Here is a 15,775-nt window from a genome sequence, read left to right as displayed (position 1 = left end):
GTGTAAAAATGATTGAAAAGCAACAAAGTATGTGAAAACAGCCTTAGTAAAAAACATATTTAGTGGGGAGAAAGAGATATGCCGTTATTAATTGTCGCATTGGGGATTATTGTTTTACTAGTGTTAATCATGAAATTCAATATGAATACATTTATTGCATTAGTAGTCGTTTCATTCTTAATTGCTTTAGCTTTAGGTATGCCAATCAGTGAAATCGTTGGATCCGTTCAAACTGGGCTGGGGAATACGTTAGGTGGTATTGCTTTAGTCTTTGGTCTAGGAGCGATCCTTGGTAAATTCATTGCAGATGCTGGGGGAGCCCAACGTATTGCAATGACGTTAATTGATAAGTTTGGTGAGAAGAAAATTCAATGGGCTGTAGTAGCAGCTGGATTCATCTTAGGAATTGCTTTATTCTTTGAAGTAGGTCTAGTCTTATTAATTCCAATTGTTTATCAAATTTCCAAACATTTAAAAATATCGTTTTTATGGCTAGGTATGCCAATGGCGACTGCATTATCAGTAACGCATGCATTCTTACCACCACATCCTGGTCCGACTGTTATTGCTCAAGAATTCGGAGCAAACGTAGGTCTAGTGTTAGTGTACGGTTTCATTATCGCAATACCAACTGTTATTATTGCTGGTCCATTATTTACAAAATTCGCAAGAAAATTTGTACCATCAGCTTTTGAAAAAGAACCAATGGGTAGTATGGCTTCAATTGGTAATGCAAAACAATTTAAATTAGAGGATACACCTGGGTTTGGAATCAGTGCGTTTACAGCATTATTCCCGGTTATCTTAATGGCACTTTCAACAATATTCACTTTATTGCATGATGCATTACATTTACCACAATTGTTTATTGATATTATCAAAATGATCGGTGCACCAACTACGGTTATGTTGCTTTCTGTATTACTCGCTATGTATACAATGGGTGTAGCACGAAAAATTTCAATCAAACAATTAATGCAATCTGCTGAAAGTTCAATTGCATCAATCGGTATGATGTTACTCATTCTTGGTGCTGGTGGTTCCCTAAAGCAAGTATTAATTGATGGCGGTGTTGGTAATTATGTAGCTGTCCTTTTTGAAGGAAGTACAATCTCACCACTTATCTTGACTTGGTTAATTGCTGCAGTAATTCGACTTGCCCAAGGATCTGCGACAGTAGCTGCCTTAACAACTGTTGGACTAGTTATTCCAATGATGGGCGGCCATGATGTGAATTTAGAATTAATGGTATTAGCAACAGGAGCAGGTAGTATCATTGCTTCACACGTAAATGATACTGGTTTCTGGATTGTTAAAGAGTCCTTTGGTTTAACAATGAAAGAGACATTCGCTACTTGGACAGTGCTTGAAACATTGATTTCTGTTTGCGGTCTTGCTTTTGTACTAGTTCTTAGCTTATTTGTTTAAAAGAAAATGCTCTTTGATTGAAAATGTAATCGGTTTAAAGAGCTAAAAGAATAGCGCTTAAATTAGTGAATAGTAAGAGTAGTGACGACACTCAGTGTGTCATCGTTGGAAAATAGAATAATGTATTACTGTTTACGTACAGTTTCATTAAGGTACAGTGGGGAGTACATACAAATGAAAGAGTAAACAGAGAAGGTTGTTTACGTGTAAAGAAAATAATAGTGGGATGGGGAATTCCTTCGAGATAAGTAAAGGGATTAAATATGTAGTACCATTGGCTTTAATAGTGAGAAACTAATAGGTTCATAAATTTTATTAATGAAAAAAAGCTGTCCGAGTATGAAAGGGTCAAACCACACATCTACTATATTATTGTTTATATGACGTGTATTTAACACTATAAACGGAATATAGAATGTGAGGTCTGACCCTTTTCTATAAAATGTTTTAATTCTCTCGCTGGAATTAGATAAGTTTGGCTGACATCTAGTGCCAAGTCGCCTTTGTAAAACGGAAATAGTATTCAGAAAATATTAAAAAAACAAAAATGAAACTGTTTACAATTAGATATATTTGTAATAAAATGTACTTGTATACAAGTACACAACTTATTTTTGTAGGAGTGTGATCGATAATGAATTATCCTACATCTTGGCTAACCAGCATGTCAATTGGGGAGAAAATTGCTTGTGAAGTACGGTTAAAAATAATTAGGGGTGATATTTCAATAGGATCTGTTTTATCAGAAAATCACTTGGCACAAGAATTTGGTGCAAGTCGATCACCTGTGAGAGACGCATTACGTGTTCTCGCAAATGAAGGATTGATCCGGCTTGAGCGAATGGGTGCAGTCGTACTAGGCTTAAGTAAAAAGGATATGGAAGAATTATATGATGTACGGATATTAATTGAAACATATTTGCTAAAAACGATTAGTAAAACAGATCAGACGCGTCTAAGTCTTGAACTTAATAAAGTGATAGATAAGATGACTTTAGCAATGGAACACCGAAATCCGATTGATTTTTCTTATCAGGACTTAATTTTTCACGAGCTAATCGTAATTGAATCGAAACATGAACGATTATTAAGGGTATGGTATAGTTTAAAGCCGGTCGTTTTGACTGCGCTTCTCGTCGCTACAACAAAGAGATTTGAAGAGGATTATGATGAGATCCAACAATTAATAGACAAACATACATTGATCATTGATGCGCTTCTTTCACAGGATGATGATTTAATCGAACAAACATTACTCAATCATTTCCAAGACACGAGGACAACGGTCTATGATTCTTTATGGAAAGAGGACATACAAGAATAGAAAATGAAAACGCTTAAAGGGGAGAGTCGATTAGTATGAAAGCTGGTTTGTATCTATCTGAAAAAAACGTAAGTGTTGGAGAATTACAGAAACCTGTCATTAAGGAAAATGAAGCTCTTATTAAAGTAGCTTATGCTGGTATTTGTGGAACCGATATGATGATCTACTCAGGTAAACATCCACGGGCAAAAGCGCCACTTGCAATGGGGCATGAGTTTAGTGGAATGATCGAAGAGATAAATGGCGAATCGTCGTTTAATATCGGCGATCGGGTTGTCATTGAACCAACAATCAGCTGTGGAAAATGTGACGCTTGCTTATTAGGGAATTCACATGTTTGTAAAACGTTACAATTAATCGGGATTGATTCACATGGGGGATTTGCTGAATACGTGGCAGTACCGCTACACCGTTTGCATAAAGTACCGAGTTCATTATCCGATTTACATGCAGCATTAGCAGAACCAGTTGCTGTAGGCATCCATACTGTTCGACGTTCTAACGTAAAAGTGGGGGATACTGTCGTTGTACTAGGTGCAGGGCCGATTGGTTTATTGATTGCCTTAACGGCAAAATTGGCTGGAGCAGGTAAAATATTTATTTCCGATATTAGTCCATATCGATTAGGTAAGGCGGAAGAAATGGGATTTATCGCTCTAGATGGTAAACAAGTCGATGTAGTCGAGTATGTGAAAGAGGCTACGAATGGCGTAGGGGCAGATGTTGTTTTTGAAGTAGCTGGTTCAAGCGTAACGGTTGAACAAATGATCCATGTCTGTCGGACACAAGGTCAAATCGTTGTTGTAAGTGTCTTTAAACAACCGCCAACAATTGACCTAGCAGCCATGCATTTCCGTGAATTATCTTTGACAACGACTAGATGTTACAGTTCATCAGATTTTGCCATGGCAGTTAGTATGATGGCAAGTGGCCAAATTGATGTAACGCCGCTGATTTCACATGAACTACCATTGGAGGAAATTAAAAAAGGGTTTGAATTAATGACCAATCCAGAAGATTCATTAAAAGTATTATTTAGACCACACGTATAATTATGGAGGGATTAGAACATGTTTCGATTAGATGGTAAAGTTGCCGCGATTACAGGTGCAACGAGAGGGATAGGTAGAAAAATGGCTTTAGCTTTAGCGGAAGCAGGCGCTACTGTGGCCTTACTTCAAAGGAATACAAGTGATGATTCTGTCCAAAAAGAGATTGAAGCACTGGGACAAAAAAGTGTAATCATACCATGTGATCTGGAAAATCAGGCACAAGTGAAAGCTGCAATCCCGACGGTTGTGAAAGAACTTGGTCAGATTGATATTCTAGTCAATAATGCAGGTATTCAACGAAGATCACCTTCTGTTTCATTCTCTGAAACAGATTGGGATGATGTAATTAATGTGAATTTAAAATGTGTCTGGCTTTTATGTCAGGAAGCCGGTAAATTCATGGTACCTCAAGGTAAAGGGAAGATTATTAATATGGCTTCTTTATTATCCTTTCAAGGAGGTTTAACGGTCCCTGCTTATGCGGCAGCGAAAGGCGGAGTAGCGCAATTAACGAAAGCATTAGCTAATGAATGGGCGAAAGAAAATGTGAATGTCAATGCCATTGTTCCTGGCTATATTGCGACAGATATGAATGAAGCATTATTACAAGATGAAACAAGAAATCGCCAAATTCTTGAGCGAATCCCAGCAGGTCGATGGGGACAGGCAGAGGATTTTATGGGATCTGTAGTCTTCTTGGCATCTGATGCATCGAATTACGTTCACGGTCATTTATTAGTAGTAGATGGCGGTTGGATGGGAAGATAAAATAAGTTGAGTCGAATGGAATGGGCAACCTTGTTTCAACTGAAACATATTGACCTATCTAAATAAGTATAAAGGGTCTTACCTTGCTCTCTAAATCAGTATGTAGTGTTTGATACACTTATTTTATACTGAATTTTATTGTTGCGAGGTCTGGCCCTTTACTTTGTGACGTCCTCTTTTTCTGTGCTGATACTTTCTTCATAACCATTTTTCATCAACACTCGAAATAAAACAAAGAAAGGGTCGGAGCCCACATCTACTCCATCGTTTTTTTGACGTGTACTTGGCACGATAAACGATGTCTTAAGTGTAGGACCCAACCCTTTTAGGACTTTCTTTATTTACCAGTTCTTATTTTTCCAGTCCACTGTTTGAATCCACCTTTTAATTGGTAGATATCTGTGTACCCTTTTTTGCGTAAGATTTGAGCGGCTTTGCCACTGCGCATACTGTTTTGGCAGTATAAATAAATGGGCTTGTCCTTACGTAATTCTGTAAGGCGTGTCTTAATCTGTGTTAACGGGATGTTTCTTGCACCTAATATATGACCGCCCTCGTATTCATTCGGTTCGCGAACGTCAAAAAGCTGTGCTTTACGATATCCTTCAATAAATTCTTCCTGACTAAGCGGTTTAACCGCACGACGCTGACTGAAAAAATTGAAAAGTGCGTAAGCAAGAAGTGCAATAAGGATAACGAGTGATATAATCCAACTCACGGTAAAACTCCTTTCTAAACTAAGCAACATATAGACATTACTTATTATATAATTGTAACGTGACATAATCAAAAGATTTTTCCTTAAATGGCAGGAATGTTTGTTAAAGTTAAAATTCTTTTGATTTTTGGTAGTTTTTGATACACTACTAACGAAAAGGATAGTAATTTACTTTATTTTATGAGAAAAAGACAAGTAGGTTATGGGAGGATTTTATGGAAAAACAAACGTGGGCATTTATTGATTCAGGGAACTGCACGCCAGCGTTTAATATGGCATTAGATGAAGCCCTGTTGAATTGGCATAGTAATGGAGAGATTCCTCCGGTTGTTAGGTTTTACGGCTGGAATCCGGCAACTTTATCGATAGGATATTTCCAAAGAGCAGAAAAGGAAATAAACTTAGAAGAGGTAAAGAGACAAGGATTAGGCTTTATCCGCAGACCTACTGGGGGCAGGGCTGTTTTACATGAACATGAACTTACATATAGCGTGATTGTGAACGAAGAGTATCCAGATATGCCTAAAAATGTGACTGAGGCGTATCGGGTGATTTCAGAGGGCATTCTAATGGGGTTTAGAAATCTTGGACTAGATGCTTATTTTGCCGTTCCATCTACTGAGAAAGAAAAAGCAGCATTGAAAGAACCGAGATCTTCGGTTTGTTTTGATGCGCCAAGTTGGTATGAGCTTGTCGTTGAAGGTAGGAAAGTAGCAGGAAGTGCTCAGACGAGACAAAAGGGAGTCATATTGCAGCACGGTTCGATATTACTCGATATGGATGATGAGAAACTGTTTAATTTGTTTAATTTTCCAAATGAACGAGTGAAGGAACGAATGATGAAAAGCTTTAAAAATAAAGCTGTTGCCATCAATGATATACACACACGAAAAATTAGTTTAGATGAGGCAAAGATTGCATTTCACAAAGGATTTGCTTCAGGTTTGAATTGTAATCTCGAGCCTCTCATTCTGACAAAAGACCAAGAAAATGAAGTATACAACTTAGTGAAAAATAAATATGAATCAGATGAATGGAATTTTATGAGATAAGATGAATCATTGGAATAAGTTCATTGCTTGAGATTTAGTGATATTAGAACAGGACTAGCAATCCGTGGGGGATGAAGAATCCCCCACGGATTGAAGTTGCACTTTAATAAACTTATGTATCTTAATTTAGCGGCTACATCTCTTCAATTTTCTTTTTTCGGAAAGTAGAAGGGGTTGACCCAATTAATTTTTTAAACGTTCGATGAAAATGAGGTAAACTTTCAAAGCCACACTCTAAAGCTATCGTATTAATTTTTTCATCGGTGCTTAGTAATAATTCTTTTGCTTTTATGATTTTTTTAGTCGTAATATAATCTGAAACATTAAAGCCTGTCATTTGTTTGAATACTCGACTAAGGTGTGCTGTACTTACATTTCCAAATTGCGAGAGCTGATCAAGAGATATCCCCAAAGTATAATTTTCCTCAATATATCCTAATATGTCTTTCATCCAAATCGGACCAGAAAATTCAGCTGCTTTAGCTGTGCTTCTACAACTAGTCATGATTCTCCCCAAATATAATAGTAGTGCTTGCAGTTCCAAAAGAGTGGCATGTCTATAGCCTAAAGTTTCCTGACAAACTTCGAGCTGAATCGTTTCAAGAAAGTTTGCAAATACGATCTGCTCATCGATTCCATCTAATTTATATTTAAAGTTATTTAACCGAAGACTTTCTTCAAATATATGAAAATAACTAAAAGAGTCTCCTAAAATACGATTTTGGATAAGAATTGGATTAAAAAAAATAGCAGTTGAAGTTACTGGGTTTTCATAATCTGGAATGGCTCGGTGTAAAGTATTACCTGGAATAATAAAAATACTCCCTTTTTCCATACTTAGTATCGAGTGGTCTATAAAAAAAGTGCCATTCCCATCATAAACATAAACAATTTCATACCAGTCATGAAAATGATAGGGGAGTTCAACTTCTACACTTTTTGTATCTTTATATACGATTTGAAAGGGGAAAAAGTTATCGGGGTTAAATAGTTTTTGAATCGGCTGCATCGATTAAACAATCCACCTTTCTCTATATACCATGCTTAATATAGCAAAAAAAGGTACATGAAAGCAAGATTAGACAATTTAAATTTTTTGAAAATTCGTGATAGTATAACAGATAGAAAGAAGGTAATGTTTCTATTGATCACTAATAATGGAAGCGTTATCAAACGGTTGGAATCATTAACACTCTATATTTTCATTTGTATAGGAAAGGACAATGGCAATTCGTATTGTAAATCACTAATGGGAGGGGATTTTCCGTATTTAGTTAGATATGTATATTCAATAATATGTGATTAAACATAATGAAGAGGGGGACAATCTGTATGCGAAAGAACAAAATAACTGGACTTTTATTAACTGTAGTCTTAGTAGCAGCTCTATTTTTAACGGCTTGTAGCAGTGGAGGTACTTCAACAAAAACTGGAAGTGGAAATGAAAGTTCTGGAAAAGGCAAACGCACATTGCGAATTAGTATGGGGGTAAACGAAGAAAGTCCATCATATGCCGGAGCTGTGAAATTTAAGGAGATCGTTGAAAGTAAAACGGATGATTTTAATATTGAAATTTATCATTCAAGCCAACTTGCGGATGACCGTGGTGCCATTGAAATGTTACAATTAGGAACATTAGAAATGGTTATCCCATCTACCTCACCAGTCGTAAACTTCATTCCAGAGTTTGGAGTATTCGATTTACCTTTTACAATAACGAATGAAGAGACTGCAGATAAAGTATTAGATGGACCATTTGGAGACAAGATGCTTGGGTTACTAGCAGCTCAAGATTTAGTTGGCTTAGCTTGGTGGGAAAATGGATTTCGTAATCTAACCAACAGTAAACATCCTGTCGAAACAGTCGAAGACTTAAAAGGATTAAAGATCCGTACGATGGAAAATGAGATTCATTTAGATTTATGGAAATCACTAGGGGCTAATCCTACACCAATGGCGTTTGGAGAATTGTTTGTCAGTTTACAACAAGGGGTAATCGATGGACAAGAAAATCCATATGCTTCGATCTATCAAAGTAAATTTTATGAAGTACAAAAATATGTATCTGACACGAACCATGTCTACACTCCGTTTTTACTCTTATTAAGTAAGAAAGTTTGGGATGAATTAACACCAGAACAACAAGTGATTCTAAAAGAGGCTGGAGTAGAAGCAGGGAAATATAACCGTCAAGTCAATCGGGAAGATAATGCTGAAAGTTTAGAGAAATTAAAAGAAACACTTACATTTTCAGAAATCTCTCCTGAAGAATTAGAGCGTTTTAAACAATTAGCACAACCAACAATTGAAAAATATAAAGATAAAATTGGTGCGGGAATTGTTGATGAATACATGAAGGAAATTGCAAAATAATACGAGATTTTAGCTTATGAGTGAAGTAGATAAGGATGCTCATAGATAGGGGGAAGACCCACACATCCTACATACAGTGTAATACTGTGTAGGAGTGTTGGAGTCAGCCCCTTTTTTTGGATCCATTATATTTAATAATGAATGGCTGTTTTCACATACTTTGTTGCTTTTCAATCATTTTTACACTAATAACCCGGGTTGATTTCCGTTGCAGGTACTCGCTTTCCGCGGGCGGTCTCAGAAGCCTCCTCAGTGCTTTGCACTTGCGGTGTCTCCCTCAACACGCTTTTCCCGCAGGAGTCTCGCACCTGTAACGAAGATCAACATCTGTTCGAATTGGTTTCTTGCTAAAAACAACAATCTTTACGAAAAGAGCCTAATGAATAAAGGAAGATTAAAACTGTACTCAAATATCAAAATAAGCTATATTATTGTAGTTTTACGCAATATAAGTTCGGAATATTGATGATAATATGAATATGGAAGCTAGACTAGATGAAATCTACTTTTCTGGTTATTTAGAAGGGGCTGTCCCAAATGCAAAGGATCAGATATCCGAAAAACTATAGACAGTATGAGATACGTGTATGAATCACTACAGACTGATTTAGGGTGCGATGTCAAACCCTTATGAGACACCATTATTTTAGAAAGGAGTGGTAATAATGAGAGTGATAAGTTGTAAGGAGCCGAAACATTTGCAAGAGATAATTGAAGATATACCAACTGCTAGACAGGGAGAAGTGATCATAAAAGTAAAAAGAATTGGTATTTGTGGAACGGATGTACACGCATACAATGGGAACCAACCTTATTTTACATATCCAAGAGTATTAGGACATGAATTATCGGGAGAAATAGTGGATGTTGTTGGAGATGACAAGATCCAAGTAGGTGATCTTGTAACGATTATTCCATATATGGAATGTGGAAAGTGTGTAGCCTGTAGAAATGGTAAAACAAATTGCTGCACAGACATGAAAGTTTTCGGTGTACACATGGATGGAGGTATGAAAGAATATATCCGTGTGCCTGTTGATCATGTATTAAAAGTGAATAATTTAAGTTTAGATGAAGCATCAATGGTAGAACCATTAAGTATTGGTGCACATGCAGTTCGCCGTTCTAATTTAAAAGCAGGTCAGATAGCATTAGTAATTGGAGCAGGTCCGATTGGCTTGGGAGTGATGCGGCTTGCTAAGTTAACAGGAGCTACAGTAATAGCGATGGATGTAAACGAAGATCGACTGACATTTTGTAAACAATGGGCTGGAGTCGATCATATCGTTCATGCACAAAAAAATCCCATAGATCGCGTGAAGGACTTTACTAACGGTGAGTTTCCAACAGTTGTTTTTGATGCGACTGGGAATAAGTCGTCGATGATGAGTGCTTTCAATTTTGTAAGTCATGGCGGGATGTTAGTTTATGTTGGTTTAGTGAAGGATGATCTTATATTTAATCATCCTGAATTTCATAAACGAGAAATGAGTTTACTAGCGAGCAGAAATGCAACTTTAAAAGACTTTTTACATGTCATTGATTGTATAGAGGAAGGCTTAATTCAAATTGATGGCTTAATTACAAATCGTACAAACTTTTCCATGATCATTGATGATTTTGAATCATATATTAATCCAGCTAATAAAGTTATTAAAGCAGTAATAGAGATGTAATAAAATAAAGAACAAATCTTGAGAAGGGAAAGTTTCCTTCCGTTTAATAAAGCTAGGGTGTATCGGTAAATTAATCAACAATAGGAGATATAACCTCTATCACCTATTGTTGTTTATTATTGAATAATTCCTTAATTGTTAATAAAATAATTTTTCAAAAAAAACAAAAAACATATTGTAATGGTTTTTATTTTCACTTATACTCAATTCATAAACCGATTTAGTAAATCGATTTATAAAAAAATCGGTTTAGGTAAAAGGAGCTAAAGGATGAAACGGATAACAATAACAGATGTAGCGAAGCTTGCTTGCGTGTCTAAGAGTACTGTCTCACAATATTTAAATAAGCGGTATGACTATATGGGGGAAACAACAAAGTTACGGATTGAAAATGCCATTAGTCAGCTTGGATATCAACCGAATATCGTAGCCAGGAGTTTAAAGCAAAAGCGATCTTCAACAATTGGTGTCATTGTTGCCAATATACTCCACTCATTTTCTACAAAAGTCATTCGAGCTATTGAGGATACATGCAATGAAAATGATTTTCATGTTATCGTTTGTAATGCTGATGATGATCCTGTCAAGGAAGAGAAGTATATTCAAATGTTGCTTGCAAAGCAAATTGATGGTATGGCTATTTTTCCTACAGGTGGCAATTTGGCACTTTACGACTCTATGGTGAAAATGAATTATCCAGTAGTCTTCTTAGATCGGATGATTGAAGGTGTTAATATCGATGCATTTTTATTAGATAATGAAAACGCTTCGAATTTAGCTGTAAAACATCTAGTTGATCGGGGCCATACTCGTATTGGAGTGGTGACACCTTCTATTGAAAGAATGGTTACACCTAGGGTAGAAAGACTCGAGGGTTTTAAAAAGGCTTTGAAAGTACACGGGCTGCCAGTCACCAATGAATATATCAAAAGCATGGGTGTGGACAAGCTTCAATCGGGACTGAAGGAGATGTTTTCATTATGTGAAAAGCCTACAGCCTTAGTTGCGTCAAATGATCTCACACTTTTTGAAGTTCTTAAATTTGTAAAAGAAAATGGGTTGAACATTCCAGAAGAAATAGAAGTTGTGGGATTTGATGATATTCCTTTTGCGACGGTGTTGGAGCCTTCACTCTCCTTCTTATCTCAACCAGCTTTCGAAATGGGGAATAAAGCAGCAGAACGACTTTTAGAAAAGATTGAAAAGAGAGATGTTCTATTCGAGTCCGAGATCCATCGTTTTCAACCGACTCTTTTTCAGGGGCAATTACCTAAGAATTAGCATTGGCTATTTTTCTAGTTAGAAAAAACTAGATTAGATAGATCCACTTCCCATAGGGGGTGGGAAGATGCGTTTTGTAAGCGCATTCTATATTGAGATCGATTATTAAAAGGGGGAAACACAATGTCTAAGAAGTTTTTATCACTATTTATGATTCTAACGTTAATCACATCAATACTTGCTGCATGTGGAACGAGTGGGGAGAAGGCAAGTGGTGGAGGAAAATCATCAGGTGATGCAAGGATCATCCGAGCGGGGATCGGTCTAAATGACAAGCATCCACAATATCTAGGGCTTCTGAAGTTTAAAGAAATCGTTGAAAAAGAAACAAACGGCGCAATCAAAGTAGAAACGTATCACAGCAGTCAATTAGGTGACGATCGCGCAATGATGGAAGCGCTTCAATTAGGGACTCAGCAAATGACGATTCCATCAACAGCTCCAATTGCGAACTTTATACCTGAGTACTCAGTATATGATATCCCATTTATGTTCCCAAGTGAAGAAGTGGCTGACAAAGTATTGTTAGAAAGTGATATTGCAAAAGAGCTATTAGAAAAATTACCAGATCAAGGAATGGTAGGCCTCGCATACTGGGAAAATGGATTTCGTGATTTAACAAACAACAAAGTCGCTGTATCAAATGTTGGGGATTTCAAAAACTTGAAAATTCGTACAATGGAAAACCAACTTCATCTAGAAGCGTTCAAAGCACTAGGTGCCAACCCGACTCCAATGGCGTTTGCTGAATTATTCACTGCTATGCAGCAAGGCACAATTGATGGCCAAGAAAATCCGATAGCAACGATCTATCTTCAAAAGTATAACGAAGTACAGAAGCATGTTTCTCTCACTCATCATGTCTACAGTCCATTTGTTGTGTTATTAAGCAAAATATTCTGGGATGAATCTTCAAAAGAAGAGCAAGACATTTTGGTTAAAGCAGCAAAAGAAGCTGGCGATTACTCACGTAAGCTAAACCGTGAAGCAAACAGTACATATATTGCTGAGTTAGAACAAGAAGGAATGACAGTTACAGAGATTACTCCTGAAGCACGCGAAGAAATGAAAGCGATTACGGATCCAGTTGTGGAAAAATTCTCCGACAAAATTGGGAAAGACACGATTGACAGAATGAGGAAAGCCGTCGAAGAGGCAGGCAAGTAAAAAAAACGCTAAAAATAAAGGGAGGAGAGATCTTTACTTACTCCCTTTATTTTGGCACAAGTTAATAAAACAAAACCTGAATAATCTACTTTTAAGGGGGGAAACGGATGTCTCTATTAAAGAAGTTCGATCGTTACTTTGAAGAGTCCATTATTGCGGTTATTTTTTCAGGAATGGTCATTTTAACGTTTGCGCAAGTATTATCACGATTTGTATTTAACATTTCAATTGGTTGGACAGAGGAAATCTCGCGTTATTTCTTTGTTTGGTTAATCTACCTATCTGCTGCTATGGCTGCCAAGCATGGCCGTCATATTCGAGTTGAAATTATTGATACATTCTTTCCGCGATCTATTTCAAAATGGTTTGGGCTCTTATCGGATATATTATGGGTCGCCTTTACGATTTTCGTTGCATTTTACGGCTATGAAATGGTCATGATGATGATGGGGCATGGACAACTTTCACCAGCAGTCCAATTGCCAATGTGGCTTGTGTATTCAATTATTCCTATCGGCTATGCTTTGATTGCTTTACGGGTATTACAAGGAATCATTGGTCGATTCCGAGGGGATGACGAATTATCGGAAGAAGAAAAATTAAAGAGAGCAATAGAGGGGTGATTTGATGTCAGTACCATTGGTATTAGGATTAGTATTAATTATCTGTCTACTTATTGGCGTGCCAATCGCTTTCTCGATGGGGATTGCAACAGTTTCAGCTTTACTAGTAGGGGGCATACCAGCTTCATTTATGGCTCAGCAAGCTTTTACAGCCGTTGATTCCTTCCCGCTTATGGCTGTACCGTTCTTTATTTTAGCAGGAGCCTTAATGGAAACGGGCGGTCTGTCAAAAAGAATTATTAACGTCGCCCAAGAAATGATGGGTAATATTACTGGTGGGTTTGGGATTGTAACCATTATTGCCTGTTCCATCTTTGCGGCGATTTCTGGTTCTAGTCCAGCTACAGTTGCTGCAATTGGATCGATCATGATTCCGGCGATGGTTGCTAGAGGATATAGTAAAGATTTTGCTTCGGCAGTTGCTGGTTCAGGAGGTGGTTTAGGGATTGTTATCCCACCATCGATTCCAATGATTATTTATGGTGTTGTGACAGGTGTTTCGATTGGCGATATGTTTTTAGCAGGATTCGTTCCTGGTATTTTCTTAGCGCTTTTAATGATTCTAGTAGTCTATCTTATTTCTAAAAGGAGAGGCTATGTTGGGACTGGACAAAAGTTCAATTTTGGCCGATTTGCTAGAACGACAAAGAATGCTTTCTGGGCTTTAATGGCACCGGTCATTATACTCGGCGGAATCTACTCTGGGGCATTTACTCCGACTGAATCAGCGGTTATTGCTGTTGTTTATGGATTAATCATTGGTTTGTTTGTTTATAAAGAATTGAAATGGAAAGACGTACCAAAGATTTTAATCTCTTCAGCGATGATGACTGGTACAGTAATGATTATTCTCGGAACAGCGACTGCATTTGGAAAGCTTATTTCGATGTATCAGGTTCCAAATCAATTGGCCGATTTAATTTTGGGAATTTCCGACAATAAATATATTGTTCTATTATTGATTGTAGCACTCGTCTTATTTGTAGGAACGTTTATGGAGACTTTATCAATTATTATCATTCTCGCACCATTATTCTTACCTGTGCTTCAGCAATTAGGTGTGAATCCAGTGCATTTCGGTATTCTTTTAATTGTAGGAGCGGAAATTGGCATGATGACACCACCGCTTGGTGTTAACCTCTTTGTTGCATCAGGCATTACCGGACTATCGATAGAAAAAGTAGCAAAAGCTATACTGCCATTCGTCGGAATCCTAGTACTTGGTTTGATTATTATGTTATTTATACCGTGGATTTCGCTAGTAATTCCAAATCTATTCGGTTGAATAGATTTACTCTTTTAAAAATGACTACGTTGACTAGACTTTGGAGGTATATAAATTGAAACAGTTAGATGTAGTAACGTTCGGTGAAACAATGGTTTTATTTAATCCTGAACAAATGCTACCACTTGAATATAACCATAAATTCACAAAGCAAATTGGTGGAGCAGAATCAAATGCGGTCATTGGCCTCCAAAGATTAGGTCATCAAACAGGTTGGTTCAGTAAACTTGGTGACGATCCATTTGGGAGATATATTCACAAATTTATTCGAGGTGAAGGCGTAGATACTTCACGCTGTCTATACACAGACGAAGCACCGACTGGTCTCTTTTTTAAAGAGAAAAAATCGCCAACAAATATGCAAGTCTATTATTATCGCAAAAATTCAGCTGCCAGCTTACTATCAGCAGACGATCTAGATGAAGCGTATATCGCGAATGCGAAAATGCTTCATCTAACGGGTATTACACCTGCAATAAGTGAATCCAGCCGTCAAGCTGTTTTCAAAGCTATTGAAATCGCGAAAAAACATCAAGTTAAAATCGTTTTTGACCCAAATATCCGCTATACATTGTGGGAACAAGATGAAGCAAGAGACGTATTATCTCAAATGGCGAAAGAAGCAGATATCATCCTTCCAGGTTTTGATGAAGGTGAATTTATTACAGGTAAATCAACACCAGAAGAAATTGCTGAATGTTTATCACCGAACAAAGACAAAATAGTTATCGTCAAGCTTGGAGCAGAGGGAGCTTACTATCAAAACGGTACTGAGCAAGGATATGTCATTGGCTTCCCAGCGCAAGTTGTCGACCCGGTAGGAGCTGGTGATGGCTTTGCCGCAGGAGTAATCAGTGGGCTATTGTGCAACGAACCGATAGCAGAGGCTGTAAGGCGAGGAAATGCGGTTGGAGCGATTGTAGTTGGCACAAATGGCGATGTGGAAGGTCTTCCAAGTAAGGAAGAGGTAGAGCGAATGCTAAAGGGCGAATCAGATACCCGAGATGTAAAAAGATAGGAGAGGGGTT

At 37.4% G+C, this 15,775-nt stretch carries 14 protein-coding genes; 12 read left to right on the top strand and 2 right to left on the bottom strand.

All coding sequences use genetic code 11. The features are described from left to right. Positions 1 to 78 precede the first annotated feature (78 nt). The 4 genes from HNP81_RS13120 (at position 79) to HNP81_RS13105 (ending at position 4,572) form a co-directional block, all read left to right on the top strand. Complete coding sequence (locus tag HNP81_RS13120) at positions 79 to 1,428, top strand: gluconate:H+ symporter (RefSeq protein ID WP_028391772.1); 1,350 nt, start codon at positions 79 to 81, stop codon at positions 1,426 to 1,428. A gap of 634 nt (positions 1,429 to 2,062) precedes the next feature. Beyond that, a complete protein-coding gene (locus HNP81_RS13115) occupies positions 2,063 to 2,752 on the top strand; it encodes a GntR family transcriptional regulator (RefSeq protein WP_182502901.1) in 690 nt (229 codons plus the stop codon). Between the two features lie 35 nt (positions 2,753 to 2,787). Continuing rightward, on the top strand, positions 2,788 to 3,804 hold the full coding sequence (locus HNP81_RS13110) for a zinc-dependent alcohol dehydrogenase (protein ID WP_182502900.1): 1,017 nt from the start codon (positions 2,788 to 2,790) through the stop codon (positions 3,802 to 3,804). Between the two features lie 18 nt (positions 3,805 to 3,822). Further along, positions 3,823 to 4,572 (top strand): SDR family oxidoreductase, encoded by a 750-nt coding sequence (locus HNP81_RS13105; RefSeq protein WP_182502899.1) that lies wholly within the window; start codon positions 3,823 to 3,825, stop codon positions 4,570 to 4,572. A 337-nt stretch (positions 4,573 to 4,909) separates the two neighbouring features. Here the strand turns inward: HNP81_RS13105 and HNP81_RS13100 are convergent, their stop codons facing one another. Next, the gene (locus tag HNP81_RS13100) at positions 4,910 to 5,320 is read right to left on the bottom strand and encodes a rhodanese-like domain-containing protein (protein WP_051405024.1); all 411 of its coding nucleotides are present in this window, start codon (positions 5,318 to 5,320) and stop codon (positions 4,910 to 4,912) included. A 185-nt stretch (positions 5,321 to 5,505) separates the two neighbouring features. Here HNP81_RS13100 and lipM point away from each other — a divergent pair, with 185 nt between their 5' ends. Further along, complete coding sequence (gene lipM / locus HNP81_RS13095; protein ID WP_028391767.1) at positions 5,506 to 6,342, top strand: octanoyltransferase LipM; 837 nt, start codon at positions 5,506 to 5,508, stop codon at positions 6,340 to 6,342. A 133-nt stretch (positions 6,343 to 6,475) separates the two neighbouring features. Here the strand turns inward: lipM and HNP81_RS13090 are convergent, their stop codons facing one another. Beyond that, positions 6,476 to 7,351, bottom strand: coding sequence for a helix-turn-helix domain-containing protein (locus HNP81_RS13090; protein ID WP_182502898.1), 876 nt, complete (start codon positions 7,349 to 7,351; stop codon positions 6,476 to 6,478). A 323-nt stretch (positions 7,352 to 7,674) separates the two neighbouring features. On the opposite strand from HNP81_RS13090, the gene HNP81_RS13085 reads away from it, so the two are divergent. From HNP81_RS13085 to HNP81_RS13055, 7 genes are all read left to right on the top strand, one after another. Next, a complete protein-coding gene (locus HNP81_RS13085; RefSeq protein WP_028391765.1) occupies positions 7,675 to 8,715 on the top strand; it encodes a TRAP transporter substrate-binding protein in 1,041 nt (346 codons plus the stop codon). 665 nt (positions 8,716 to 9,380) lie between these two features. Next, the gene (locus HNP81_RS13080) at positions 9,381 to 10,391 is read left to right on the top strand and encodes a zinc-binding alcohol dehydrogenase family protein (RefSeq protein ID WP_182502897.1); all 1,011 of its coding nucleotides are present in this window, start codon (positions 9,381 to 9,383) and stop codon (positions 10,389 to 10,391) included. 270 nt (positions 10,392 to 10,661) lie between these two features. Further along, complete coding sequence (locus HNP81_RS13075; protein ID WP_028391763.1) at positions 10,662 to 11,672, top strand: LacI family DNA-binding transcriptional regulator; 1,011 nt, start codon at positions 10,662 to 10,664, stop codon at positions 11,670 to 11,672. Between the two features lie 123 nt (positions 11,673 to 11,795). Next, complete coding sequence (locus HNP81_RS13070) at positions 11,796 to 12,839, top strand: TRAP transporter substrate-binding protein (protein WP_028391762.1); 1,044 nt, start codon at positions 11,796 to 11,798, stop codon at positions 12,837 to 12,839. 107 nt (positions 12,840 to 12,946) lie between these two features. After that, entirely contained in the window at positions 12,947 to 13,462 is a 516-nt protein-coding gene (locus HNP81_RS13065; protein WP_028391761.1) for a TRAP transporter small permease, read from the top strand. 4 nt (positions 13,463 to 13,466) lie between these two features. Further along, the gene (locus HNP81_RS13060; protein ID WP_182502896.1) at positions 13,467 to 14,747 is read left to right on the top strand and encodes a TRAP transporter large permease; all 1,281 of its coding nucleotides are present in this window, start codon (positions 13,467 to 13,469) and stop codon (positions 14,745 to 14,747) included. A gap of 55 nt (positions 14,748 to 14,802) precedes the next feature. After that, positions 14,803 to 15,765, top strand: coding sequence for a sugar kinase (locus HNP81_RS13055; protein WP_182502895.1), 963 nt, complete (start codon positions 14,803 to 14,805; stop codon positions 15,763 to 15,765). Positions 15,766 to 15,775 lie beyond the last annotated feature (10 nt).

This window comes from Peribacillus huizhouensis (assembly GCF_014138605.1).
GTDB classification, from domain to species: domain Bacteria; phylum Bacillota; class Bacilli; order Bacillales; family DSM-1321; genus Peribacillus; species Peribacillus huizhouensis.
The sequence above is the reverse complement of the archived record's forward strand: the minus strand, read 5'-3'. Positions and strand labels throughout refer to the sequence as shown.

Excerpts from the sequence above, each read along its gene's own strand:
- HNP81_RS13120 (WP_028391772.1), top strand. The coding sequence starts at position 79 with ATGCCGTTATTAATTGTCGCATTGGGGATTATTGTTTTACTAGTGTTA.
- HNP81_RS13115 (WP_182502901.1), top strand. The coding sequence starts at position 2,063 with ATGAATTATCCTACATCTTGGCTAACCAGCATGTCAATTGGGGAGAAA.
- HNP81_RS13110 (WP_182502900.1), top strand. The coding sequence starts at position 2,788 with ATGAAAGCTGGTTTGTATCTATCTGAAAAAAACGTAAGTGTTGGAGAA.
- HNP81_RS13105 (WP_182502899.1), top strand. The coding sequence starts at position 3,823 with ATGTTTCGATTAGATGGTAAAGTTGCCGCGATTACAGGTGCAACGAGA.
- HNP81_RS13100 (WP_051405024.1), bottom strand. The coding sequence starts at position 5,320 with ATGTTGCTTAGTTTAGAAAGGAGTTTTACCGTGAGTTGGATTATATCA.
- lipM (WP_028391767.1), top strand. The coding sequence starts at position 5,506 with ATGGAAAAACAAACGTGGGCATTTATTGATTCAGGGAACTGCACGCCA.
- HNP81_RS13090 (WP_182502898.1), bottom strand. The coding sequence starts at position 7,351 with ATGCAGCCGATTCAAAAACTATTTAACCCCGATAACTTTTTCCCCTTT.
- HNP81_RS13085 (WP_028391765.1), top strand. The coding sequence starts at position 7,675 with ATGCGAAAGAACAAAATAACTGGACTTTTATTAACTGTAGTCTTAGTA.
- HNP81_RS13080 (WP_182502897.1), top strand. The coding sequence starts at position 9,381 with ATGAGAGTGATAAGTTGTAAGGAGCCGAAACATTTGCAAGAGATAATT.
- HNP81_RS13075 (WP_028391763.1), top strand. The coding sequence starts at position 10,662 with ATGAAACGGATAACAATAACAGATGTAGCGAAGCTTGCTTGCGTGTCT.
- HNP81_RS13070 (WP_028391762.1), top strand. The coding sequence starts at position 11,796 with ATGTCTAAGAAGTTTTTATCACTATTTATGATTCTAACGTTAATCACA.
- HNP81_RS13065 (WP_028391761.1), top strand. The coding sequence starts at position 12,947 with ATGTCTCTATTAAAGAAGTTCGATCGTTACTTTGAAGAGTCCATTATT.
- HNP81_RS13060 (WP_182502896.1), top strand. The coding sequence starts at position 13,467 with ATGTCAGTACCATTGGTATTAGGATTAGTATTAATTATCTGTCTACTT.